We start from the raw sequence: 25,294 nt of genomic DNA, 5'->3' as shown, positions 1-25,294 counted from the left end.
GCGGCAACCTTCAGCGTAGAATATCTCGCTCGCCGTCGAGGCCCCGCTCTCAGGCAGTCTGACCGGCCTCGGTCGGCGCCGTCGCGACTGCATCCCCGCCGCGCTTGAGCAGCGCGTAACCCGCGCCGGTAATCAACGACCCCACGGCGATCGCCAGCAGGTACAACAGCGCCAGATTCACCGCATTGGGGATCGCCAGCACGAATAGACCACCGTGCGGTGCCATCAGCTTGATGCCGAACAGCATCGACATCGCGCCGGTGACCGCGCCGCCGATCATCGACACCGGAATCACCCGCAGGGGGTCCTTGGCGGCAAACGGGATCGCCCCCTCGCTAATGAAGCAGAGCCCCAGCACGAACGATGCCTTGCCGGCCTCGCGCTCCGGCTGCGAGAAGCGACTACGGCGCAGGAAGGTTGCCAGCCCCATGCCGATCGCCGGCACCATACCGGCGGCCATGATCGCCGCCATCGGCATGTAGGTCTCGCTGGAGAGCAGCCCCACACCGAAGGTATAGGCGGCCTTGTTGACCGGACCGCCCATGTCGAAGCACATCATGGCCCCGAGCAGCACACCGAGCAGTACGGCGTTGGTCGAGCCCATATTGTTGAGAAAATCGGTCAGCCCCGAAAGAATCGCCGCCACCGGTGCGCCGACGACATAGATCATCACCAGCCCGGTGAACAGGCTCGCCAGCAGCGGGATGATCAGGATTGGCTTGAGCGACTCGACGCTCGCCGGCAGCTTGACGTAGCGCGTGATCACCTTCGCCGAATAGCCGGCGAGGAAGCCCGCCAGGATGCCACCGATGAAGCCCGCCCCCAGACTCGAGGCGAGCATGCCACCGATCATGCCCGGCGCAATGCCCGGGCGGTCGGCGATGGAGTAGGCGATATAGCCGGCCAGTACCGGCACCATCAGGGCGAAAGCGGTCTCGCCGCCGATCTGCATCAGCGCCGCCGCCAGCGTTCCTTCCTGCTTGAACGCCTCGATACCGAAGACAAACGACAGCGCGATGCAGAGCCCGCCCGCCACCACCATCGGCAGCATGAACGAGACCCCGGTCAGCAGGTGCTTGTAGAGGCCTCGCTCCTTGGCACTCTTGCGCGCGCCACGGCTTTGACCTTCGGCGGCGGCCGGTCGCGCCTCTGCGGACTCGACCTGCGCCTCTGTGAGTGCCTGAGTGATCGTCTGCTGCGGCTGCTTCAGCGCCGTACCGGTCGCGGTCCGGTAGATCGGCTTGCCGGCAAAGCGACTGTCGTCGACCTCGATGTCGCAGGCCAGCAGGACGACATCCGCCGCCGCGATATCGGCCTCGCTCAGCGGATTCTGCGCCCCCACCGAGCCTTGGGTCTCGACGTGGATACGGTGGCCCATCGCCTTGCCGGCCTGGGCCAGCGCCTCGGCGGCCATGAACGTGTGCGCGACCCCGGTGGGGCACGCCGTCACCGCGACGATACGCTTGCCGCCACTTTCGGCGCGGGTTTCGCCGCTGCGAGTCCCGGTATTCGCCGCCGCGTCCGTGCCCTCATCGGCGCCGGTGAAAGCGCTTGCCTCGCGCGAGGCACGCTCGAGAAACGCGTCCGGGTCCGGTAGCGCCTGATGCACTGGCGCGCGATGGAGACGCTTGCCGGCGAAGCGCGCGGCCTCGGGTATGCGTTCCGCGGCGACCACGATCAGGTCGGCGGCGGCGATCGCCTCGGCCGATACCGGCGTGACCTCCGCCAGTTCCCCGTGCATCTCGACCTCGGCCTGCCAACCTCGGCGTGCGGCGGCCTGCTCCAGCCGGCGCGCGGCCAGAAAGGTCGTCGCCATGCCACTCGGGCAGGCGGTAATCAGAATGACGTTCATGCGCTCCCCCTGCGATCCACCGCCTCGTCGAGCCGGCTCACCGTCGTCTGTTGATGTAATGCGGCAAAATCCGCCGCCTGCGGCGCGCCGACCCCGAGATGCCTGACCGCCTCGGCCCCCAGCGCCGCCGCGAAGCGCAGTGCCTCGGGGGCCTCGCGGCCGGCGATCACGCCGTCCAGCAGGGCCGCCAGCAGCGTGTCGCCGGCACCGACGGTACTGACGACCTCGACCGTCGGCGGCGACGCCAGCCACTCGCCGCGCCGGCTGATCCAGATCACCCCGGCAGCGCCGAGCGACAGGATTGCGTCATCGACACCGGCCGCATGCAAACGTCGCGCGGCGGCCAGCTGGGCCGCCTGCGTCGCGAGCGGCTCACCCGCCCAGTCCGCCAGCTCATGTTCGTTGGGCTTGGCCGCTGTCGGCGGTACCGCCAATGCGGCGATCAGCGCCGCTCCGCTGGTATCGACCCAGACCGGCGAGCCGGTGTCCTTGAGCGCCGCCACCAGGGCGGCCAGCGCGGCCGGCGTCACGCCCGGCGGTAGACTGCCGGTCACGACCACCGCTGCCGGCGGCTCGCGCCGGCAGCGCGCCAGAAGCGCCTCGCGCAGCGCCATCAGGTCGGTTGCACTGACCGACAAGCCGGGGCCGTTGATATCCGTGACGCGGCCATCCGCCTCGGCGATCTTGGCATTGATTCGCGTCTCCCCCGCTACGCGCAGGCTGGCATCCTCGATGCCGTCGCGCCGACACGCCTGCACGAAAGCGTCGTCGTTATCGGCGCCCAGAAAGCCGGCCAGCGTGACACGCCGCCCCAGCGCTGCCAGCACTCGGGCGACGTTGAGCCCCTTGCCGGCCGCCTCGAGCGTGGTCGACTCGGTGCGGTTGACCGTGCCGGGCGCAAGCTGGGGCAAGCGGATCGAGAGATCCAGCGCCGGGTTGAGCGTCACCACCAGGACGGCGGCTGCAGGCGTCTCCATTACAGCGCCTCCAGCGCATCGCGCACCGCTTGGCTGGTCGACTGCGCCAGCGCCGTCTCGGCATGCTGGCGGGCAACGGTCGTGGTCAGGCCTCGCAGATGTGCCTTGACCATCGGCACCTGGCGCACCGAGACCGACAGCTCGTCAACGCCGAGGCCGACCAGCACCGGAATCGCCGCGGCGTCGGACCCCAGCTCGCCGCACACGCCGACCCACTTGCCGTGGGCGTGGGCGGCGTCAACGGTCATCTGGATCAGCCTCAGCACCGCCGGATGCAGGCCGTCCGCCTGCGAGGAGAGCGCGGCATGGCCGCGATCGATCGCCAGCGTGTATTGGGTCAGATCGTTGGTTCCCACGGAGAAGAAATCGACCTCTGCCGCCAAGCTCGGCGCCAGCAGTGCGGCCGAGGGTATCTCGATCATCACGCCGACCTGGACGTCGCCGGCACCGATCTCCGCCTGCAGGCGGTCGACGATCGCCCGCGCCTGGCGATACTCGTCGACGTCCTTGACCATCGGGAACATGATCCGCAGCGGCCGCTCGCCGGCCGCTGTCAGCAGCGCCCGCAGCTGCGTTTCGAGCACCTCGGGCCGGGTCAGCGCGAGGCGAATGCCGCGCAGGCCCAGAAACGGGTTGTCCTCCGCCGGTACCGGCCAGTACGACAGCGGCTTGTCGCCGCCGACATCCAGCGTGCGCGCCACCAACGGCCGGCCGTCGAGCGCATCGAAGGCACGTCGGTACTCGCCGATCTGGGTGTCGAGATCCGGCGCTTCCGGATGCGCCATGAAGATGAATTCCGTGCGCAGCAGGCCGACCCCCTCGGCGCCATGCTCGACCGCGTCCTCGGCGTGCGCCGTATTGCCCAGGTTGGCAGCGACCTCGATGCGCCGCCCATCGGCGGTGCGCCCCTCGTCGAAGCGCTGGCCATGCGCCTCGCGCTGCAGCCGCTCCAGCTCCTTGAGCCGCAGCTCGGCACGATCGCGACGCTCGCTCGCCGGCTTGACCACGATACGACCGAGATCGCCATCGAGAATCAGCTCGACGTCGTCCTCGAGCGTCAACACGCGCTCACCGGCACCGACCACCGCCGGAATCCCCAGCGCCCGCGCCAGAATCGCACTGTGCGAGGTGGCCCCGCCCCGTGCCGTCAGCAGGCCGCGCACCTGCGCCGTATCCAGGCGCGCCACGTCGGACGGGCCGATGTCGTCGGTCACCAGAATGTAGGGGCGATCCGGCGGTGTCGGCATCGCCACGCCACAGAGCACACCGAGCACGCGTCGGCCGACGTCGCGCAGGTCGGCGGCCCGCTCGGCCAGCAGCCGGTCGGCCAACACTTCCTGGGCGCGCGCGGCGGTGTCGATCGCATCCCACCAGGCCGCTTCGGCACTCTGACCGTCGCGCATCCCCTCGAAGGCTGCTTCATGCAGCTCGGGGTCGTCCAGCATCTCGGCATGCATGGAGAGGATCTCGGCGACATCGCCGCCCTGCGCCGCCGCAATCAACGCATTCAGCTGATGTCGCGCCTCGACCAGACTCTCGTTGAGACGCTCGCGCTGGCGTTCGGCGCTCCCCTGCCGGGCGGCCGGCAGATCGCGAGCCCGTTCCGGGTAGTTAAAATCCGGCGCCCGCAGAATGAAGGCCGGCGCGATCGCCAGGCCCGGCGACGCGGCGGTGGCCGGCAGCGCGCTGTCCGCTTCGAACGGCGTCGGCAGCGATGTGTCGCTGGCGATCGACGTGTCAGCGACCGTTGCCGCCCGCGGGCCGCCATGGGCGCCACCTTCCGAGAGCGGCCGCACCGACTCGCCAAGCCCCGCCTCCACCGCGTGCACCATGGTGGCCAGCGCTGCCGACGCGCCCTCGCCCTCGGCGGAGAAAACCAGCGTCTGACCACGCCGGGCGCCGAGGCCGATCACCTTGGTCAGGCTCGCGGCCGAGACCGTCTCGGCCGCGCCCTCGAGCAGCCGGACCCGGACCGGCACCGACTGCTCGCGCGCCGCCTGCACCAGAATCTTGGCCGGGCGCGCGTGCAGGCCATGAGCGTTGAGCAGCGTGACGCGGGCCGTCTCGGACTGACTGGATTCGCCGGACAGCCGTGCCAGCACGCCGTCGGCATCGGCGTCGACAAGCGCCTCCGCCTGGCCGCCATCAAGCAGCTCGGCCAGCCGCACCAGCAGCTCACCGTGCGCATCGCCCTGGGCCGCCACGCAGAACACGCCGTTGACCGGGCCGCGCGAGCCGGTAAAGGCGCGCTCGGGCGTGGCCAGCGACAGGGCCGGCTGATGCACACCAGCGGCCGCGCTCACCAGCCACAGACCCTGCCCCAGCGCGACCGGCTCCTGTTCGTTGATCGCCGCGACGAAACCGGCGTCGACGCAGCCGGCCTGACGCAGGCGTGCGGCGGCCGCCAGCGCCAGCTCGAAACGATCGCGCGCCGGAAATCCGAGACACAGCGTGTCGGCATCGAGGCGCGCACGGACCTTGGGCTTGTCGAGCAGTCCGATCATCGTCTCGGCACTGTCGGCGCCGGCGATGCGCTCGGCAACACTCTCGTCGTCAAGCACGTGGGTCAGTCGACGCAGCACGTCCAGGTGTTCGTCGCTGGACGCGGCGATGGCCACCAGCAGATGGACGCGGTTGCCGTCGTGCCATTCGACGCCTTCGGGAAACTGCAGCAGGCGCACGCCGGTGCGGTAGATACGATCACGGCTCTCCGGGGTGCCATGGGGAATCGCGATGCCGCTGCCGAGAAAGGTGGAACCCTGGGCCTCGCGCGCGTGCAGCGCATCGCGATAGCCGGACTCGACCAGACCGGCGGCCTGCAGCGACGCGGCCGCCTGATTCAACGCGTCCTGCCAGTCGTCGGCACGGCAGTCTAGTGCCGCATCCTGCGGCTGAAGGGTCAACATGGGCGCTCTCTCCTGGTCATAAAGTCGGCCTGGTCGTCACGATCCTGAGACCGCCCCGCTCGTGATGGTCAATCGGAGCCATCACGCGGCTTCGTGGCGGGTTCGATGCCGCCGACGGCACACCGAGACAGCGTAGCGGACATGACCTAACGGAGCCCTTGCCAACGCAAGCTGAATCGTGTCACCTAAAGTATCCTTATCGTCGCCGCTGCGCGTCACTTTGACAAGCTAGACCTTCGACGCACGGCCTTGGCGACGGTAACAGCCGGGGGAATACCGCGACGAGAAACGACGAAAATCGTGTGTGCCATGCCGGCCTCACAGGGTATGGTGACTCCGCCAGGCAACGCGCAACGCGCGCCCGATCAAGTCTTTCGTTTGCGCTCGTCCTCGCGGACGTCAGCCCCTGAAGCCACGGCAACTGGAACTGCTGCACAAGGAACCTTGCATGAAGCTCGCCGACATCGCGCGCCTGGCCGGCGTCTCGCGGACCACCGCCAGCTACGTGCTCAACGGTCAGGCGCGGGCGCGACGCATCAGCGAATCGACCGTGGCGCGGGTGCTCGAGATCGCGCGGGCCCACGACTATCGCATCGACGCGCAGGCAGCGGCGCTACGTGGTGGCGACAGCCGCACGCTCGGGCTGATCGTGCCGGACCTGGAGAACGGCAGCTACGCGCGCCTGGCCAAGCGACTCGAGCACGGCGCACGGCGCCAGGGATACCAGCTGCTGATCGCCGGCTCCGACGATGATCCGGCGAGCGAGCGCGAAGTGGCGCTGTCGCTGCGCGCGCAGCGCTGCGATGCCCTGCTGGTGGCCAGCAGCCTGCCGCCGGAAGACACCTTCTATCCGCGCCTGCTGGCCGAGGGGCTGCCGATCATCGCCATCGACCGGCCTCTCGATCCGGCACGTTTCATCAATGTGGTCACCAACGGCCGTGCCGCCGGCGAGACGCTGACCCGTTCGGTGCTGGTCGAGAACGTCAACCACGTGGTGTGGCTGGATGCGGTACCCGACCTGTCGATCTCGGTGGAGCGCCGGCGCGGCTTTCTCGATGCGGTCGAGACGCTGGCACTGTCTCGTTTCCGCTGTCTGAGCGGCGAACGCTACGATCGCGACAGCGGCACTGCCCTGTTCCGACAGCTGATGGCCGAAGACCGCTTGCCCGACGCCATCGTCACCGCCTCCTATACGCTGATGGACGGACTGCTGGATATTCTGCTGGCGCAGTCGCCGCTACCCACGTCGCTGCGCCTGGCCACGTTCGGCGACGACCGTCTGCTCGATTTTCTGCCGTGCCGGGTCAATTCGCTGCCGCAGGATCACGATCGGGTCGCCGAACAGGCGCTGAGGCACGCGCTGCAGGCGGTGCGAGGCGAATACACGCCGGGCCTCGAGGTCATCGAGCGCACGCTCAAGCGGCGCGATTGACGCCGCCGTGGCCGGCAACCACCGGCTCACGTATGCTGACCGGAACCTCTTGATTCGTTGCCCGGAGCCCACCGCGACCGCTGCATGGATGATTCCCGTCTCGCCGACCTACCCGCCGTTATCGCCGGCCCGATCCTGCGTCGTGCCACACCGCGTCGTCTGGTGCTGTGGCTGGTCACCAGTCGCCCGCTCGCCCTGCAGCTGACGCTCACGGCCGATAGCTCGACGACACATGGGCTCGAGGAGGCGACGACCCGCCTGCGCATCGGTGAACGGGCCTGGCTTCACCTGATCGATCTGACGCTGGCGGAGGCGCTGCCGCAGGACCGTCGGATTCACTACGACCTGGCGATCAGGGAGGCGGTTGATCGCGACTCGGCCACCCAGCAGGGAGACACCGCCCAGCAGGGAAACGCCGCGGAATGGCGCTCGATGCGCGACTGGGGGCCGGGGCTCTGTTACACCGCTGAGACGCTGCCCAACTTCGTGTTGCGCGCGCGTCACGACGACCTGCTCCATGGGTCTTGCCGCAAGCCGCACTGCCCGGCACCGGACGGGCTCGTGCGCGCCGATCGCTGGCTTGCCGAGCGACAGGCTGAGGCCACACAGCGACCGGCCGCCCTGCTGTTGACCGGCGACCAGATCTACGCCGACGATGTCGCCGGCCCCATGCTCAGGGCGATTCATGCGCTGATTGCCCGTCTCGGACTTTACGACGAGAGTCTCGAAGGGACCGAGATCGCCTCCGGTCGCGAACTCTATGCCCGCGACGAGACCTACTATCACCGCGACGAACTGCTGCCTGCGGTCGAATCCACCGAGGCGCTACGCGACAAGTTCTTCGGCGGGGTGCGCAAACCCATCTTCACCACCGCCAGTGCCGATAACCACCTGATCACCTGCGCCGAGGTGATGGCGATGTATCTGCTGGTCTGGTCGCCGACCCCGTGGTCGCTGATCGCAGTCGAGCCGCCGACGCTCGAAGCGGACGAGCAAGCGCGCTACCACGCGGAGCAGCAGCACATCGATGCCTTCGTCGCCGGACTACCCCAGGTTGCCCGCCTGCTTGCCCACCTGCCGACGCTGATGATCTTCGACGATCACGACATTACCGATGACTGGAACCTGACCGCCGCCTGGGAGCACGCGGTCTACGGTCACCCGTTCTCGCGCCGGATCGTGGGCAATGCACTGATCGCCTATCTGCTGTGCCAGGGCTGGGGCAACGACCCCGACGGGCTGCGCGAACCGCTCGCGCACTGCCAGCGCTGGCTGGCGACCGGCAGCCCCGAGGGCAACCTCGACGGCGAGGCGCAGGATCGGCTAATCACCGACCTGCTGCGTTTTACCGGCTGGGGATACACGCTCGACGTCGAGCCCCGGTTGGTGGTGCTCGATACCCGCACCCGCCGCTGGCGCAGCGAACGTCACCCGCACCGCCCCTCCGGCCTGATGGACTGGGAGGCGCTGAGCGAGTTCCAGCAGGACCTGCTCGGGCAGTCGTCGGTCGTCATCGTTTCGCCGGCGCCGATCTTCGGCGTCAAGCTGATCGAAGGCATCCAGCGCCTCTTCACCTGGTTCGGCAAACCGCTGATGGTGGATGCCGAGAACTGGATGGCGCATCCCGGCGCCGCACGCACCATGCTCAACATCCTGCGCCACAGCCGCACGCCGCAGCGATACGTCATCCTCTCCGGCGACGTGCACTATTCGTTTGTCTATGCCATCACGATTCGTCAGCGCCAGCACGCCCCCAGAATGTGGCAGGTCACCAGCAGCGGCCTGAAAAATACCTTCCCCGATACCCTGCTCGACGTGTTCGACCGTCTCAACCGCTGGCTCTACGCCCCTTGGTCGCCACTCAATGTGTTGACCAAGCGTCGACGCATGCTGATCGAGCCGTTTCGTCCCGAACGGGCCGCCCACGGCGAACGGCTGTGGAACCGCGCCGGGATCGGCCATGTCCGGCTGACGCCGGAAGGCTCGCCCGACGAGATCGTGCAGCTGGGTGCCGACGACACCGATACCCCCTTCGCACCGGAGCCGACATGATCACCTTGCGTCTCGCGACAGCCGCCGACCGTCCCCGGGTCGAAGCACTGGTCAACGCCGCCTACGGCCACTACGTCGAGCGCATCGGCACCGTGCCCGGGCCGATGCGCGACGACTATGCAGCCTATATCGCCGCGGGCTACGTCACCCTGCTGCTGGACGACGAAGCTATCGGTGGCCTGCTGGTGCTGATCCCGCACGACGACACGCTGCTGCTGGATAACGTCGCCGTCGCCCCCGGCCACCAGGGCCGCGGCATCGGGCGACGGCTGATGCAGCTCGCCGAGCAGCGTGCGCGCGAACTCGGTTTGGGCAGCATCACGCTCTATACCCAAGAGCAGATGCACGAGAATCGTGCGATCTACCGCCACTATGGCTACGTCGAGACGCACCACGCCCGGGAGCGCGGCCTTGATCGGGTCTACCTGCGGAAAATGCTGACCTAGAAAGGCCACCGTCCGGGAAAGCGGGCGGTGGCCGTGGCGAGGAATCAGGCGAGGAGTCAGGCCACGCCGCCAAAATCAGCGACGGCGGCCCAGAAGAACGGTGTTGCGGTCATGCGCTTCAGACGGCGCGCGCCATCCCGTCGGCGGGCGCCTCCGGCCCATAGGTGCCGGAGCGGCCCTCCATGTCGCGCAACTCCACGACGATGTCTCGCTCGGGCGCCTGCGCGATAAACGCCTGGATATCCTCACGGATGTCGGGGTCGACGTAGTTGGCACCTCTGGCATCGAGAATCAACTCACCGCCGTCCGGCACCGTGTCGAGACACTGGCGCATCTCCTCGCGATTCAGGAACGAGACATCCTGCTGGAACTTGAGCAGCACGTGATCGCCGCGTCGCGTACAGGCAATCGCCGAGCGATAGCCGGACTTGAGCAGGAAATAGAGGCTGCAAACCAGCCCGACCAGCACACCCATCAGCAGATCCGTCGCCAGAATCGTCACCACGGTGACGGTAAAGGGCACGAAGCGTCGTCTGCCTTCACGATACTGCGATACGAAGAGCGCCGGCCGCGCGAGTTTGTAGCCGGTATGCAGTAGAATCGCCGCCAGCGTCGCCAACGGAATCAGCTCCAGCCACATGGCCAGAAACGCCACGCTGACCAGCAGAAGCCCGCCGTGGATCATGCTCGAGAGTCGCGTCCGGCCACCGGCGCCGGCATTCGCCGAGCTGCGTACGATGACGGCGGTCACCGGCAGCGCGCCGACCAATCCGCAGACCATGTTGCCGATTCCCTGCGCCTTGAGCTCACGATGCGGCGGAGAATGCCGCTTGAGCGGATCGAGCTTGTCGATCGCCTCGAGGCTCAGGAGCGTCTCCAGGCTGGCGATGATCGCGATGGTCAACGCGACGGTATAGACCGCCGGGTTGGCGAGAATCGCCCAGTCGGGATGCGTCAGTTGCGCGACCAGGTCGCCGGGGCCGGCCAGACCGCCAAGCTGCACATGGTGCTCTGCACCCAGGGCCAACGCTGGCAAGGCACCGCCGACAAGACGATCGATGGCGATACTGCCGAGCACGACCAGCAGCGGCCCGGGAACCAGCGACAGCACACGATGCTGCTTGATCGCTGGACGCTCCCACAGTACCAGCAGCGCCAGGCTGAACAGCGCGATACCGATCGCCAGCGGCGAAACGCCGCTGAAAAGCGCCGCCGGCTCGGTGATGGCCGGCATGTCGTTCAGGGGATGCCCCAGGGCCATCGGGAACTGTCCCAACACCAGAATCAAACCGATCCCTGCCAGCATGCCCTTGATGACCGACGTCGGCACAAAGGCACCGATGCGGCCTAGCTTGAAGATCCCCATCAGCAGCTGCAGACAGCCCGCCAGGATCACCGCTACCAGAAAGGCGGCGAAGCTGCCAAGATCGGCGATCGCCTCAAGCACAATCACGGTCAAGCCCGCTGCCGGGCCGCTGACGGAGAGCGCCGAACCGCTGAACACTGTCACGATGAGCCCCCCGACCATGCCCGCCACCAGGCCAGCGATGGGCGGCGCCCCCGAGGCCAATGCGATGCCCAGGCAAAGCGGAATGGCGACCAGGAAAACGACGATGCCAGCGGGAAGATCCCGCGGCAGGTGTCTTAGGGAAAGCGTCGTACCGTTGTCGTGTGTCGATGTCGTCATTGTCGTGTCCTCGAATCCATGAGTCTCGGGCGGTAACGCTCGTCAGCCGGCCACGGCCTGCCGCCATTGGCTGTCGTCTGCGCCCGCGTCGGCACGCTGACTCGTCTCGTCGATCTGCCGCCGACAGACCTCCTCGAGCCGACCACTCGCGAGATCGTAGACCCAGCCACGCAGCGTCGGGCGACGGCGCGCGGCCCATGCCTCCTGCACCAGCGGCATGCGCGCCAGCCTCTCGACCTGCGCGGTCACATTGAGCTCGACCACGTGGTCGACCTTGTCGCCGAGCCGGGAAAACGACTCAAGTTCCTTGCTACGCTCGACCACCAGCTGCTTGACCGGGGCCAGATGGCGCTCGACGCTCGGCAGCGCCGCCAATGCCTCGCCGCCGCTTACCGCGGCCTGTATCCCCCCACAACCGCGATGTCCGCAGACAATGATGTGATCGACCTTCAGCGCGTTGAGAGCGTATTCGAGCACGCTGACGGCGTTGTCGTCGGTCTCGTGGACGAGGTTGGCGATATTGCGATGGATGAACAGTTCACCCGGTTTGACGTTGCAGATCTGCTCGGCCGGTACACGGCTGTCGCAGCAGCCGATCCACAGTGCCGATGGCGCCTGCCCTTCGTGCAATCTCTCGAAGATGCCGGGGTCGGCGGCCTCCATCTCATCGGCCCAGGCTCGATTTTCGAGCATCAAGCGATCGAAGAATTGCATGTCCAGCACTCCCTTTATGCTTTATCGAATGAGAATGTCGCGATTGGCCAATGCCGCGGCAACGCAATGAATGCCTGACATCGGCGACTCGATAACCCCTGCCGGATTCGTAACGTTCCTGTTCGTGTCGCGGCGGTTCAGGCTTCGATTAAAGTCGTAAAGGGAAGTGGAAAAGCGAACAAGGAAAAACCGATTTGCTAACAGCAAATTTTGTAAGCGAACGTGATTGTATGTTGACCTATAACTGTCATGCGATAGGCCCCCGGCTAAGGGCGAGTCAAGCTATCGCGCTGTAAAACCGTGAAAAGCGCTGGAAAAGCGCTGGAAAAGCGCCTCGAATGGCCGTTATATGAGAGCGAATACGCCGAGCCGGACTCGCGCATGAATGACATATGAAAGCCTTGTTAACCGCTTGGCTGAAACGCCAAAAACATCGTTAATTCAATAAAATTTAATGTAACAGAGAAGAGGATAACCTGACGCCAACATGAATGAGTAAAACCCTTTCTGGAATCCAGTGTGAATGAACATTATTCGCTGGTAACGTTCATTGACGATTCATGTTGACGGGTCGAGAAGTCGATAACAGAAGGGGGTTAGATAATCACCAGCGGATCGTCGACCCGAATCCAGCCGGTATTCTCAGCCACCAGATTCTGGCCGAAGTAGACCTTCCCGCGCTCACCGCGTCGATAGCCGGCCAGCGTCTTGAGCGGCTCCTTGTCGGTGCGGCGTTCGCCGCTGGCAGGATCGACCGTGACCATCGCACAGCGCGCGCAGGGAGCATCGACGCGAAAGGTCACCTCTCCGATCCGGATACGCTGCCAGGTATCCTCGGCATACGGCAGGGTGCCGTCGACAACCAAATTGGGGCGAAACTGCGCCATCACGTGGCTGCCGTCGGTACGCGCATTGAGATCCTCCAGCGATGCTTGGGAGATCAGCAGCAGCGGATAGCCATCGGCAAAACTGACACGCACCCCGAGGTTGTCGCGGTAGCGCGGCGATCGCTCGCCGACCCAGAGCAGTCGCGCGGGTTCCCCCGCCACCTGCGAGAACCAGTCGTCCAGCGAAGCGTGCACAAGCGTCGCGGTAAAGGCATCGCCCCAGACTTCGGTCTTCAGGGGGACGCCGCTGAATTCGGCACGATCGACGTCGAGCGGCGGCAAAGCGTCGTGTGTGAGCGTGAGACGCGTGCCATCGAAAATGGCCCGAACCCGCTGCAGCTGGGAATGCGTTCGGGCCGTCAGAAAAGTGCCGTCCGGCTTGACCACCATGAAGCGGCGGTCGCCGACCAGCCCCTCTTCGGCAACCTCGGCCTGCGTGAGTGACTCGCCGGCGGTGGACTTGATGGGATAGCGATGAAGAGAAGACAGTCGAGGCATGCCGATTCCTGTAACCGAGGGCGATAGCGGCGCCTGTCGCCGGCAAGCACGTGGCGATCACACAGCCGCTGGGCGAGTTGCGGACGGGCACGCGGCGCTCGAAGGTAAGCCAGTCGACGCCGCGGTGACCTGACAGAGAGTAAGCGATGGCGGCGGGCGGCGTCATGTCTGGCGTGCTCGCCGACGCGGAGCAGGACGCTGTAGGGGGAATGATCGTCGGCCGCGCGACCGGGAATCGCCCTGAGTCGCCTCTCTCTCGACGCCCATCGGAGGCGAGTGGCCAAAAGAAACGGCCGTCATCGCTGACGGCCGTCGGTTGTCGAAACGAGAGGCCAGCCGGAGGCCGACCGTTCGATTCAAGACGCGGCGGTGGTGCCTTCTGCGAGTCCGGGTTCGCGTCGTCGTCGCTGCAGCAAGACGATCAGGCCGAAGAGCAGAAGCGCCGGGATCCACATCAACTCCTTCGGCAGTTGATCACGCGGCACGCGCACCTCGACGATCTGCTGGTCGAAATCGAAGCCCAGTTTCTCCGCCTGGCTGCCGAAGTCGGTCATATCGACCAGCACCTGGCCATCCTCCTGCATCAGATGCAGCCCCAGGCTCGCCATGCGTTCGCTGCCGGTCTCGCCTTCGGTGGCCGGCACCTGCATGACAAAGCTGGTCGGCGCGCCATAGGCATCGAGCCCATCGATTCGCACCATCAGATGATCGTCCGGATCGAGTTCGCCCAGCGCCTGCTCGAACTGCGTCGCTGGCATCGTCTCGTAAGGCGCGTCAACCATATCCATCCAGAAACCCGGACGGAACAGCGTGAACGCGACCAGCAGCAGCAGCAGGCTTTCGTACCATCGGCTGCGCACCAGCATGAAGCCTTGGGTGGCGGCGGCGAAGATCAGCATGGCAAAGGTCGCCACGATGAAGATCAGGATGCCGTGCCAGAGATCGACGTCGATCAGCAGCAGGTCGGTGTTGAAGATGAACAGGAACGGCAGGGCCGCGGTCCGCAGGCTGTAGTAGAACGCCTGGAAACCGGTCCGGATCGGATCGGCGCCGGAGATCGCTGCCGCCGCGAACGAGGCCAGCCCGACCGGTGGCGTGACATCCGCCATGATGCCGAAGTAGAACACGAACAGATGCACCGCGATCAGCGGCACGATCAGCCCGTTCTGCTCGCCCAGCTGGACGATGACTGGCGCCAGCAGCGCGGACACCACGATGTAGTTGGCCGTGGTCGGCAGCCCCATGCCCAGAATCAGACTCAGGATGCCGGTCAGCAACAGCATCAGCAGCAGGTTGCCCATCGACAGCACTTCGACCAGATCCGCCAGCACCAGACCGACCCCGGTCTGCGCCACGGCGCCGACGATGATACCCGCCGTCGCCGTGGCGATGCCGATACCGATCATGTTGCGCGCTCCGTCGATCAACCCTTCCCACAGATCGATGGCACCTCGGCGGGCGTCCGCCACGAAATCGCTCTTGCCGCGGAAGTAAGCATCGATCGGCCGCTGGGTGAGAATGATCAGGATCATGAAAGCGGTGGCCCAGAAGGCCGACAGCCCGGGCGAGAGACGCTCCACCATCAGACACCAGACCAGCACCACGACCGGCAGGATATAGTGCAGCCCAACCAGCACGGTGGGCTTGGTTCGCGGCAGCTTGGTGACCTCCTGGTTAGGGTCGTCGACCTCAAGCTCCGGGTAGTTGGCACCCAGCTTCAGAAGCCCGACATAGACAAGCGCCACACCGCCACCGATCACCCAGGGGGCAGCCTCGCCGAGCACCGGCTTGAGCCAGCCGATGCCGTAATAGACGACCAGCGCCAGCGCCATGATACCGACCAGCCCGGTCAGGAAGCCGATGATCTTGTTGAGCCAGGGACGCTGGGGGTTACCGCTGGGCAGCCCGCGCATGCCCGCCTTCATGGCTTCGAGATGGACGATATAAAGCAGTGCGATGTAGGAGATCACTGCCGGCAGGAAGGCGTGCTTGATCACCTCGATATAGGGAATCCCGACATATTCGACCATCAGGAAGGCCGCCGCGCCCATGACCGGCGGCATGATCTGCCCGTTGACCGACGAGGAAACCTCGACCGCCCCCGCCTTGGTCGCGCTGAAGCCGACGCGTTTCATCATCGGAATGGTGAAGGTACCGGTGGTCACGGTATTGGCGATCGAAGAGCCGGAGATCAGACCGGTCAGCCCTGAGGAGACCACCGCCGCCTTGGCCGGGCCGCCGCGATAGTGGCCGAGCAGCGAGAAGGCAACCTTGATGAAATAGTTGCCGGCGCCGGCCTTGTCGAGCAGTGCGCCGAACAGCACAAACAGGAACACGAAGCTGGTCGACACGCCGAGCGCGATGCCGAAGACGCCCTGTGTGGTCAGCCACTGGTGGTTGACCAGACCGGAGAGACTGACGCCGCGATGCGCCAGAAAGCCCGGCATGTAGGGGCCGGCCAGCGAATAGATCAGAAAGAGTAGCGCGATGATCGTCAGCGGCGGGCCGAGCGAACGGCGACACGCCTCGAGCAGCAGCACGATGCCGACGATACCGACGATGACATCCTGCAGGATCGGCGCACCGGGACGACTGGCGAGCTGATCGTAGAAAACGTAGAGATAGGAGGCGCAGAACGCCGCCACGAGCGCCATCACCCAGTCCTGGATCGGCATGCGCTCGCGCGGCGAGCGCTTGAGCGCCGGATAGGCCATGAAGGCCAGGAACACGGCGAAGGAGAGATGAATGGAGCGCGCCTCGGTGGCGCTGAAGACACCGAAGCCGAACACGAACGGCAGCGGCGAGGCAATCCAGAGCTGGAACAGCGACCAGAGCGCCGCGACGCTCAGCAGCAGTCGGTTGGGAAACCCGCTCAGCTTGCGCCCACCGGTATCGGCGGCAGCGAGTTCATCCAGCACGGCCTGATCGGGGCCAGAAGTCTTGTTGTCCGTCATGGGTAGATCCTGACAGGGCAACCGGTCGGCGAGTGTCGAGGTGGGCAACATCGCCTGGCGGTCGCGGCCGGGGAGGAAAACGACCCGGGGGCCGATTCAAAGGCGCGGCGGCTGGAAACAGCCACCGCGCCGACCAGCCGACGGGTGTACACCCGCCGGCGGCAACAGGTCCCGGGGACGCTTACAGCCAGCCCTGTTCCTGATAGTAGCGCTTGGCACCGTCGTGAAGCGGCGCGGAAAGACCGTTACTGATCATGTCTTCCGGCTCGAGGTTGGCGAACGCCGGATGCAGACGCTTGAATCGATCGAAGTTGTCGAAGACTGCCTTGACCGCCTGATAGACCACTTCGTCGTCGACATCAGCCGAAGTCACGAAGGTGGCGCGCACGCCGAAGGTCTCGACGTCGTCCGGGTTACCCTCGTACATGCCGCCCGGGATCGTGGACATGCTGTAGTACGGATGCGCATCGACCAGCTCCTGCACGACCGGTCCGTCCAGCGGCACCAGGTTGGCATCGACCGTGGTGGTCGCTTCCTGGATGGCACCGTTGGGATGACCAACCACGTAGGCCATGGCATCGATGTTGTTGTCGGCCAGGGCGGATGCCATCTCGGCCGCCCCGAGTTCGGAGGCCAACGAGAAAACGCTGGTATCCCAGCCCTTGGCATCCATCAGCACTTCCATGGTGGCGCGCTGGCCGGAGCCCGGGTTGCCGATGTTGACACGCTTGCCCTGCAGGTCGTCGAGCGAATGGATATCGGCGTCCTGACGCGCCAGGATCGTCAGCGGCTCGCCGTGCACGGCAAAGACGGAGCGCAGGTTCTCCATCGGTTGGTCGAACTGGGCCTCGCCGTTGTAGGCGTTGTACTGGACGTCGGACTGCGCCACGCCCATGTTCAGCTCGCCGGACTTGATGCCGTTGATGTTGGCGACCGAACCACCGGTGGAGGGCGCGTTGCAGCGAATGCCGGTCTCTTCCGCGCTGCGGTTGACCATGCGACAGATCGACTGTCCAACGACATAGTAGACACCGGTCTGGCCACCGGTCCCGATGGTGATGTACTGCTGCTCCTGGGCCATCGCCGGCGTGGCGCCCACGGTGGCACCCAGCAGGGCGGAGGAGAGTACAGCGGCGGTTAATGCCTGGCGTTTCATGCGCATACCTCGGATTTACCGTTTATTGTGTGGTCGGTCTCCCCGACCCCGTGCAAACGAGCGCTTGGCGTGCGTCAGGGTTGTTGATGATTTCGCACCACGCCCGTCACCTCACTTTATGCAACATAGCTTATCCTGACGGCGCGCCATCATATAGCGTGACGGCGCGGCGAGAAACAGAGGCCGGCCCATGCCAGGCCCGATCCCCGAGACACCGCCCACTTCGGCGCGCCGCCACTGTCGTGAGCGACAGTGGAAGCAGCCGCTTCATGCGGGCATTTCTTGCCGACCTTGCCGTGGCTGAAAAATTGCCATCGGCAAACTCTCAAGTCTCGTTATTCGCATATCTCATGCACGGCGAGAATGATCGCCAGGCCTGGCCTCCCGCGCGGGACTGGCCCCCCCATGTCATGACACGCCGGCCCCGCGAGTCGTCAGTGAGAAAGCCACGCGTCAAGCGTGATTCGGTCACCGACGTCTACACCGTGCGCCGAGAAATAGCCGGCATTGGTCTCAAGCGCCGCTCGAAATGGCGCCCCGGCCGGATAGATCGGGCACGCCGCCGAACGTTCCGCCCGGCAGGGCGGCATGGTCTTGAGCGACTGAATCACGCCGTCACCATCGACAAACGCGATATCCAGCGGAATTCGCGTGCGATACATCCAGTAGGCACTGGTCGCCGGCTGGTCGCTGGCGTAGACAAACAGCATACCCGCGTCGTCGGCCAGCGAGTCGCGCTCCATCAGGCCGCGCGCGCGCGCCTCGGCGGTACGCGCGACCTCGATCTGCAATACGTGCTCGCCGGCGACGGTCAGCCGTCCCGCTTCGATCTCCGGCGCGGGCTTTGCCGCCTGCGCCACCGCGGCCAGACCCGCGAGCACCAGCACGCCGACAACCCGCGCGAGCGGCCGTTGCCTACCCCACCGGCGACGGCCGTGACTTTTCGCTCCCTGCATGATGCATTCCCCAAGGCTGATGAATCGACGTGCGCAGACCGGCGAGGCCTGGCGGCATCGCACTCGGAATTTCCCGCCGTTTCACGCTACTCTATCGTGCCGTGCCGCGCGCCGGCTTGCCAGCGCGGCGCGCTCGAGAAAGGGCCGCCGCCTCCTTTTCACGAGACGGAGCGACAACTTGCCTCTCAAGCACCTGCTGATCGGCCTTGGCGTCATTGCCATCTGGGCGTTCAACATCATCGTGATCAAGGTCGGCATCGAGGACCTCCCGCCGCTATTGGTCACGACGCTGCGCTTCGCGCTGGTCGCGCTGCTGATCGTGCCGTTCACGCGCCTGACCCGCGGCCAGTTGCCCTGGATTCTGCTGCTGTCGGTGACCTTCGGCGGCCTGCACTTTCCGCTGCTGTTTCTGGGCCTGAAGGAAGCGGAAGCCGGCACTGGCGCGCTGCTGGTACAAATGGGGACGCCATTCGCCACGCTGCTCGCGGCGATCTTTCTCAAGGAGAAACTCGGCGTCCGCCGCCTGACCGGATTGGCGCTCGCGTTCGGCGGTGTGGTGGTGCTGGCCGGAGGGCCCTCGCTGCCGCCCCCGGCCAGCACCGCCCTGTTGCTGGCCAGCGCCTTCTTCTGGGCCGCCTCGACCATGATCATCAAGCTGGCACCGCCCATTCCCCCGCTGACCATGACCGGCTGGCTGTCGCTGTTCGCGATTCCGCTGGTGGCGCTCGGCAGCGCGTTGCTCGAGGACAACCAGTGGCAGGCGCTCGCCCAGGCGAGCTGGACCGGGTGGGGCGCAGTCGTCTACACCGCGCTGATGTCATCGATCGCCGCCTACGGCATGTGGTACTGGCTGCTGCAGAAACACCCGGTCAGCCGCGTGGTGCCGCTGACGCTGCTGATGCCGGTATTTGCTGTCATACTCGGCGTCTGGCTGCTCGATGATCCGCTCGGGCTGGCCAAGATACTCGGCGGGCTCATGGTGATTGCCGGCCTGGCCGTGATCAATATTCGCTTTCGCCGCCCCCGCATCCAGGAATCCCGTGCATGACCGCCCCCGCGATCCCTCATATCCGACCGATGACCCTCGATGACCACCCGGCCTTTATCGTTATGATGCAGCGTACGCCTGGCGTGGTCCTGCGCACGGCCGACGGCTTCGAGGCCACGCGGCGCTATCTCGAGCGCAACCCCGACTTGAGTTTCGTTGCCGGCCTGCCGGATAGCGCCGAGATCGTCGGCTGTGCCATGGCCGGCCACGATGGCCGCCGCGGCTACCTCCAGCACGTCATGGTCGATCCGGCCTATCGCGGGCAGGGGCTGGCGCGGACCCTGGTCGAGCGCTCGCTGAACGCGCTCTACGACATTGGCATCGAAAAAGTGCATCTGGATACGCTGGCCGACAACCACGCGGCTCACCGTTTCTGGCAGCATCTGGGCTGGGCCAATCGCAATACCGAGATCGTACGTTTCTCACGCGTGCTGGGCAGTGACGACAATGCCTGATAGACCATCTCATCGGATGTCGGCCAAAGATCCAGAAAACCGGCACCGCTGCCGATAAGGCTAAAAATATCGAGACAGCTCTCATGCCACGACTTCTCTTCCGAGGCCTCCGGTACCTCCTGTTGCTCGTCCTTTCGGGGCTTTTCGCCGTCTCGGCGCTCGCCGATGCCGATGAACCGCCCTATCCGACCGATATGCCGCTGCTGCGGATCGTCGATGCCGCTGGCAATACGCGCGAGACGCTGACGCTCGAGGCGCTCGAGGCACTGCCGGGCAGAGAGGTCCATGGCTCGATCCCCGACACGCATAACCCCGAGGCAAGCTGGTACGGCGTTTCGCTAGCCCGCCTGATGGCTACGCTGCCGATACCGCCTCCGGCGCGCCTGCTCGCGGTCGGCCTGGATGATTACAGCGACGTGATCCCACGTCAGGACCTCGAGCGCTACGACCCGATCGTAGCCTACCGTCGTAACGGACACTATCTGGCCGTGGATGCCTACGGCCCATTGGTCCTGATGTACCCCTACGCCAGCCACCCCGAGCTCCACGAGCGAACCTACTACAGCCGCACCGTGTGGCAACTGAGCGAGCTCCGGCTGCCGTGAGTGGCTCCCCGCCGTCGAGCGCGGCCACTCATCGTCGCTGGCCGATCATTGCCCTGATCGCCCTCGCCGCCGCGCTGATTGTGGCTGCCCTGGCGGGGCTAGCGCTGATCTCCAAGAAAAGCGACGAGTACGCGGCCCCCGGCCTGCACACCGAGGTCTGGCAGGCATATCAGCTCTACAACCAGCTGCAGCGCCTCGAGACGACCGCCCGGGGAGTCGAAGCCGGCGAAGCCGATGCCGCCCGACTGATCCTGACACTGGGCGTCATGCGCAATACGCTCGATCCGTTCCGTCATACGCGGGTCTTCGACTACCTGCCGGAGCCGCGACCCGAAATCGCCGCTACCATCGAACGCCTCGACCGGCGCAGCGAGCGCTGGATGGCAGCACTCGACTGGCAGAAGGAAGGCGCGGCACGCGTGGTAGCGCAGGAGATGCTGCGCACGCTTCCCGACGAGCTGCGCCCCGCGCACGATGTGATCGTGGTCTCTAACATCGCCGTTGCCGCCAAGCTCGACCATGAGCGGCAATCGCTACAACGGACTTTTCACTGGCTCACCGGGATGCTGGTCCTGCTGGCCACGGGGTGCCTGGTCCTCGCGCTCAAGATCCTGAGTAGCCAGCGCCGCTCACGGCGACTCGCGGATGCCCTGCAAGCGCTCAATGGCTCGCTCGAACGCCGGGTCCAGCGCCGCACCCAACTGCTGCATGAACGCGAGACGCTGCTGCGCACGATCCTGGAATCGACACCCAGCGAGGCGGCCTTGATCAGCGCCGACCAACGGCGGGTGTTTTATGCCAGCGACAGGCTGCTGGCGTGCGCCCATGCCACTCGCCTCGAAGATTTCCAGCTCGAGGCGCTGTTCGTCACCCCGGAAGACTACCGGCAGCTCGTATCGCGACTCGACGCCGGCGAAGCACTGCATCAGATCGAAGCCAGGCTGGCACCCGCCGCACCCTACTGGGCCCTGATCAGCGCCCGGCCACTACAGGTCAACGCACAATCCGCGTGGCTGATCTGGAGCCTGGACATCACCCGGCGCAAGCAGATGGAACAGAAGCTGCAGACGCTCGCCTCGACCGATGCCCTGACCGGCCTCTGTAACCGGCGCGCACTGCTAAGGGCGACGATCCGCCAGATGCACGCCAAGCGCCATACGCCACTGAGCCTGCTGCTGATCGACATCGACCACTTCAAGAACATCAACGACAAATGGGGGCATCCCGTCGGCGACCAGGTGCTCCGCGCCATGGCCGAACGGCTGCGCGACACGCTGCGCGATGCGTCTCTTGCTGGACGTATCGGCGGCGAGGAGTTCGCGGTCGTCTTGCCGGAGACGGCGTTGGACAGGGCAGCCATCGTTGGCGAGCGACTGCGAGCGGCTATGGCCGACTCCCCCATCGTCGAGCTCGAGCACACACCGCTGACGATCACCATCAGCATCGGCGTTACCCAGCATGTGTGGGGAGAAAGTCTGAGACAACTGGCGACGCGCGCCGACCGGGCGCTCTATCGCGCCAAGCACGAAGGACGCAATCGCTGCTGTATCGAGACGATGCCGATACCTCGAAACCGCCCGCTACATCGCGCGGCGCCTGCCGAAAGCGACGATATCGCGTCACCCTAGGCGATCGACGAACCGCTTAACGCAGCGGCCGCAGGTTGGTCAGCACCGGGCTACCGGTCGCTGGGTCCTCGATCAACGTGCAAGCGATACCGTAGAGTTCGCCCACCAGCGCCTCGCTGACGATCTCGCGCGGCGGCCCGGCGGCGATGATGCGGCCGTCGAGCATCGCCACCAGATGGTCGGCATAGCGGCAGGCGCTGACCAGGTCATGGACCACCATGGCCAGCGTCTTGCCCGCGGCAGCCTGCGCCCGGATCAGCTCGAAGACCTCGAGCTGATGCCCCAGATCGAGCGCGGAAGTGGGCTCATCGAGCAGCAGTAACGGCGTCTGCTGGGCAATCGCCATGGCAATCCAGGCACGCTGGCGCTGGCCGCCGGACATGGCATCCAGCGGGCGATCCGCCAAGGCGTGAAGATCCGCGGCGGTCAGTGCGGCATCGACAATCCGCTTGTCCTCCGCCGACCACTGCTGGAACAGGCCCTGATGCGGCTGACGCCCGAAGCGGATCAGCTCGGCCACCGTCAGCCCTTCCGGCGCCTGTGTCTCCTGCGGCAGCAGCGCCAGGCGGCGAGCCATCTCCCGGGCCGGCAGGCGCTGGATATCACGCCCGTCGAGCAGTACCGCGCCGGCATCCGGCGCGTGCAACCGCGACAGGCTCGCCAGCAGGGTCGACTTGCCGCAGCCGTTGGGCCCGACGATGGCCGTCACCTGCCCAGCCGGGAGCGTCAGGTCAAGCGCCTCGATCACCCGGCGACGCGTGCGCCCGTGGCCGTAACTCAGGGAGAGCTGGCTGGCCGCGAGCGGCGCCGCCGATTCTAAGGGGGCATTCATACCGTGAAACTCATGACAGGACACTCACAACAGGACACTCACAACAGGACACTCACAACAGGACGCTCATGAAACAAACCTCGACGAGGGACGCAGCAGGATCCAGAGTAGAAAGGGTGCGCCGACAATCGCCGTGACGATGCCCACCGGCACCTCGATCGGCGCCAGCAGCAGGCGCCCGGTCAGATCCGCGGCGGTCATCACCAGAGCGCCCGCAAGCACCGACGCCGTCAGGGGCACGCCTCGCGGCGACGACAGCTGGCGTGCGATCTCCGGTCCGATCAGCGCCACCAGCCCGACCGGCCCCGCCACGGCCACCGCCAACCCGGTCAGGCCAACGGCAATCGCCAGCGCCAGATAACGGCACGCCTTGACGCGATAGCCAAGCCCGCGCGCCACCGCATCGGAGAAACGCAACACCGTCATCGCCCGAGATAACCCGGCCGCCCCGACAAAGGCCACCAGCAGACCCGCCGAGAGCCAAAGTACCGCTGACGCGTCGCGCGTGTTGAGGCTGCCCACGGTCCAGGGATAGGCCGCATTAGCGGCATCGATCGCCACTCGCGCCATCATCAGTTGCGTCAGCGCACCGAAGACAGCACCTACGCCGATGCCGGCAACGATGAAACGATAACCGCGGGTGCCGATATCGCTGGCTAGCGCGAAGGTCACGGCGGTCGCGGTCGCCGCACCGACCAGCGCCATCGGTGGCGGCGCGAGACTGGTACCGACACCGATCACCGAGGCGACCGCGAAAGCCGTGGCCCCGTTGTCGATGCCAACGATGCCAGGCGTCGCCAGGCGGTTGCGCGCCAGCGTCTGCATCAGGCAGCCGGCCAGCGCGAATGCCGCGCCGGTGGCAAGCCCCGCGGCCAGGCGCGGCAGCCGCAGCGCCTGGACCACGAAGACGTCCATGACATCGCCCTGGCCGAGCAGCCCATTGAGCGCCGTGCGCGGATCTAGCGGTAGACTGCCGAGACACAGCGAGAGCAGCGCCACAACGGCGAGTGCCAGGCACAGGCCGAGGTTGGCCAGCGCCGCCCGACGGTCGACCAGCAGGGAGAGATCGCGACCGCTGATACGCGCCGCCAGCCGCCAGGTGCCCTGGGGTGCCGGCACGGCGTCGGCGCGTCGAGCGCGCCACTGAGGCAGAGAGAGCATTCGAGTCTTCATGACATTACACCGCTGGCAGCCGATGTGCGCGGACGACCGCAATCAGCACCGGCGCGCCGACCAGTGCCGTGATAACCCCGAGCGGCATCTCCGAGGGCGCCACCAACAGTCGCGACAGCACGTCCGCGCCCAGTACCAGGATCGGCCCCAGCGGCAACGCCAGCCACAGTGAACGGCGAATATCCGGCCCGGCCAACGCCCTCGCTGCGAACGGCACCACCAGACCGACGAAGGCGATTGGCCCCGCAACGGCGGTCGCCGCACCGACCAGCAGCGCCACGGCCACGACCGTCAGCAACCGGACCAGCCGCGGCCGATGGCCGAGCCCGACCGCGACCCGTTCTCCCAGCGCCAGCGCGGCCAGCGGTCGCGCCACGGCCAGGGTCAGCGCGCCGGCCGCCGCCAGACTCGGCAGCATCGACTGCAGGTCATCGAGACGGCGTCCGGCCAGGCTGCCGACGATCCAGAAGCGAATTTCGTCGGCCGAGCGCTGGTCGACCAGCAGAATCAGCGACGTCAGCGCGCCCAGCAGGCCGGAAAGCACGGCACCGGCAAGCACCAGCCGCACCGGATCGCCGCCGACACCGTTGAGTCGAGCCACCGCCAGCACGAAGAGACAACCAGCCAGCGCCCCCAGCTGCGCTACCGAGACGCGCAGCGTGGCGGCGCTGGCGCCCAGCACCAGCGCGATGGCCACCGCCAGGGCACTACCGGCGCTGACGCCGAGTAGCCCCGGTTCGGCCAGCGGGTTGCGCGCCGCCGCCTGAATCAGGGCGCCGGCAACGCCCAGTGCCATGCCGACACCGATACCGACCGCCGTGCGCGGCGCACGCAGTGATTCGACGACAAATCGTGCCTCCTCGCCACCGGTTCCGGTCAGCACCGACCAGGCGGCAGCAGGCCCGACATCGCCAGCGCCGAAAAGCAGACTCGCCAACGTCATAAGCGCGAGACAAAGCAGCAGCCCCAGCATCAGCCGGGGCAGCGGGTATCGTTGCGGGGCAGCCAGGTCAGCCACGGGAATCAGTCATTGTCA

19 protein-coding genes are annotated in these 25,294 nt (G+C 66.3%); 7 read left to right on the top strand and 12 right to left on the bottom strand.

Translation table 11 applies throughout. The annotated features are described in order from the left end of the window. Nucleotides 1-49 precede the first annotated feature (49 nt). The 3 genes from MC381_RS11085 to ptsP are packed head-to-tail and all read right to left on the bottom strand — an operon-like array spanning nucleotide 50 to nucleotide 5,735. Nucleotides 50-1,852 (bottom strand): PTS fructose-like transporter subunit IIB, encoded by a 1,803-nt coding sequence (locus tag MC381_RS11085; protein WP_251977816.1) that lies wholly within the window; start codon nucleotides 1,850-1,852, stop codon nucleotides 50-52. Beyond that, nucleotides 1,849-2,829, bottom strand: coding sequence for a 1-phosphofructokinase (gene pfkB / locus MC381_RS11080; protein WP_251977815.1), 981 nt, complete (start codon nucleotides 2,827-2,829; stop codon nucleotides 1,849-1,851). The genes MC381_RS11085 and pfkB overlap by 4 nt, the downstream gene beginning before the upstream one ends. Further along, entirely contained in the window at nucleotides 2,829-5,735 is a 2,907-nt protein-coding gene (gene ptsP / locus MC381_RS11075; RefSeq protein ID WP_251977814.1) for a phosphoenolpyruvate--protein phosphotransferase, read from the bottom strand. The genes pfkB and ptsP overlap by 1 nt, the downstream gene beginning before the upstream one ends. Before the next feature lie 448 nt (nucleotides 5,736-6,183). Here ptsP and cra point away from each other — a divergent pair, with 448 nt between their 5' ends. The 3 genes from cra (at nucleotide 6,184) to MC381_RS11060 (ending at nucleotide 9,665) form a co-directional block, all read left to right on the top strand. Beyond that, nucleotides 6,184-7,167: a catabolite repressor/activator gene (gene cra / locus MC381_RS11070; RefSeq protein ID WP_251977813.1), complete on the top strand. Its 984-nt coding sequence runs from the start codon at nucleotides 6,184-6,186 to the stop codon at nucleotides 7,165-7,167. A gap of 84 nt (nucleotides 7,168-7,251) precedes the next feature. Next, nucleotides 7,252-9,219 carry a metallophosphoesterase family protein gene (locus MC381_RS11065; RefSeq protein WP_251977812.1) on the top strand — a complete coding sequence of 656 codons (1,968 nt, stop codon included), beginning with the start codon at nucleotides 7,252-7,254 and terminating at the stop codon, nucleotides 9,217-9,219. Further along, on the top strand, nucleotides 9,216-9,665 hold the full coding sequence (locus tag MC381_RS11060) for a GNAT family N-acetyltransferase (protein ID WP_251977811.1): 450 nt from the start codon (nucleotides 9,216-9,218) through the stop codon (nucleotides 9,663-9,665). The genes MC381_RS11065 and MC381_RS11060 overlap by 4 nt, the downstream gene beginning before the upstream one ends. A 118-nt stretch (nucleotides 9,666-9,783) precedes the next feature. Here MC381_RS11060 and MC381_RS11055 read toward each other — a convergent pair whose 3' ends face one another. From MC381_RS11055 to MC381_RS11030, 6 genes are all read right to left on the bottom strand, one after another. After that, nucleotides 9,784-11,352 (bottom strand): SulP family inorganic anion transporter, encoded by a 1,569-nt coding sequence (locus tag MC381_RS11055; protein WP_251977810.1) that lies wholly within the window; start codon nucleotides 11,350-11,352, stop codon nucleotides 9,784-9,786. A gap of 42 nt (nucleotides 11,353-11,394) precedes the next feature. Next, complete coding sequence (locus MC381_RS11050; RefSeq protein WP_251977809.1) at nucleotides 11,395-12,066, bottom strand: carbonic anhydrase; 672 nt, start codon at nucleotides 12,064-12,066, stop codon at nucleotides 11,395-11,397. Between the two features lie 596 nt (nucleotides 12,067-12,662). Then, on the bottom strand, nucleotides 12,663-13,451 hold the full coding sequence (locus MC381_RS11045) for an MOSC domain-containing protein (RefSeq protein ID WP_251977808.1): 789 nt from the start codon (nucleotides 13,449-13,451) through the stop codon (nucleotides 12,663-12,665). A 356-nt stretch (nucleotides 13,452-13,807) separates the two neighbouring features. Beyond that, nucleotides 13,808-16,405, bottom strand: a complete 2,598-nt coding sequence (locus tag MC381_RS11040) for a TRAP transporter permease (RefSeq protein ID WP_251977807.1) — start codon at nucleotides 16,403-16,405, stop codon at nucleotides 13,808-13,810. A gap of 181 nt (nucleotides 16,406-16,586) precedes the next feature. Continuing rightward, on the bottom strand, nucleotides 16,587-17,561 hold the full coding sequence (locus tag MC381_RS11035) for a TAXI family TRAP transporter solute-binding subunit (RefSeq protein ID WP_251977806.1): 975 nt from the start codon (nucleotides 17,559-17,561) through the stop codon (nucleotides 16,587-16,589). A 434-nt stretch (nucleotides 17,562-17,995) separates the two neighbouring features. Beyond that, nucleotides 17,996-18,517, bottom strand: coding sequence for a DUF192 domain-containing protein (locus MC381_RS11030; RefSeq protein WP_251977805.1), 522 nt, complete (start codon nucleotides 18,515-18,517; stop codon nucleotides 17,996-17,998). A gap of 178 nt (nucleotides 18,518-18,695) precedes the next feature. Between MC381_RS11030 and MC381_RS11025 the strand changes: the two genes are divergently transcribed. The 4 genes from MC381_RS11025 (at nucleotide 18,696) to MC381_RS18360 (ending at nucleotide 22,253) form a co-directional block, all read left to right on the top strand. Next, on the top strand, nucleotides 18,696-19,565 hold the full coding sequence (locus tag MC381_RS11025) for a DMT family transporter (RefSeq protein ID WP_251977804.1): 870 nt from the start codon (nucleotides 18,696-18,698) through the stop codon (nucleotides 19,563-19,565). Further along, nucleotides 19,562-20,020 carry a GNAT family N-acetyltransferase gene (locus tag MC381_RS11020; RefSeq protein WP_251977803.1) on the top strand — a complete coding sequence of 153 codons (459 nt, stop codon included), beginning with the start codon at nucleotides 19,562-19,564 and terminating at the stop codon, nucleotides 20,018-20,020. The genes MC381_RS11025 and MC381_RS11020 overlap by 4 nt, the downstream gene beginning before the upstream one ends. A gap of 83 nt (nucleotides 20,021-20,103) precedes the next feature. Beyond that, nucleotides 20,104-20,625: a putative pterin-binding protein gene (locus MC381_RS11015; protein WP_251977802.1), complete on the top strand. Its 522-nt coding sequence runs from the start codon at nucleotides 20,104-20,106 to the stop codon at nucleotides 20,623-20,625. After that, nucleotides 20,622-22,253, top strand: coding sequence for a GGDEF domain-containing protein (locus tag MC381_RS18360; protein ID WP_251977801.1), 1,632 nt, complete (start codon nucleotides 20,622-20,624; stop codon nucleotides 22,251-22,253). Before MC381_RS11015 ends, MC381_RS18360 begins: the two co-directional genes overlap by 4 nt. 16 nt (nucleotides 22,254-22,269) lie before the next feature. Here MC381_RS18360 and MC381_RS11005 read toward each other — a convergent pair whose 3' ends face one another. From MC381_RS11005 to MC381_RS10995, 3 genes are all read right to left on the bottom strand, one after another. Next, nucleotides 22,270-23,085 carry an ABC transporter ATP-binding protein gene (locus MC381_RS11005; RefSeq protein WP_251977800.1) on the bottom strand — a complete coding sequence of 272 codons (816 nt, stop codon included), beginning with the start codon at nucleotides 23,083-23,085 and terminating at the stop codon, nucleotides 22,270-22,272. 66 nt (nucleotides 23,086-23,151) lie between these two features. After that, nucleotides 23,152-24,258, bottom strand: coding sequence for a FecCD family ABC transporter permease (locus MC381_RS11000; protein WP_251977799.1), 1,107 nt, complete (start codon nucleotides 24,256-24,258; stop codon nucleotides 23,152-23,154). Nucleotides 24,259-24,262: 4 nt separating this feature from the next. Then, nucleotides 24,263-25,231 carry a FecCD family ABC transporter permease gene (locus tag MC381_RS10995; RefSeq protein ID WP_251978003.1) on the bottom strand — a complete coding sequence of 323 codons (969 nt, stop codon included), beginning with the start codon at nucleotides 25,229-25,231 and terminating at the stop codon, nucleotides 24,263-24,265. Nucleotides 25,232-25,294: the final 63 nt, after the last annotated feature.

This window comes from Salinicola avicenniae (genome assembly GCF_023736115.1).
Lineage (GTDB): Bacteria > Pseudomonadota > Gammaproteobacteria > Pseudomonadales > Halomonadaceae > Salinicola > Salinicola avicenniae.
The sequence above is the reverse complement of the archived record's forward strand: the minus strand, read 5'-3'. Positions and strand labels throughout refer to the sequence as shown.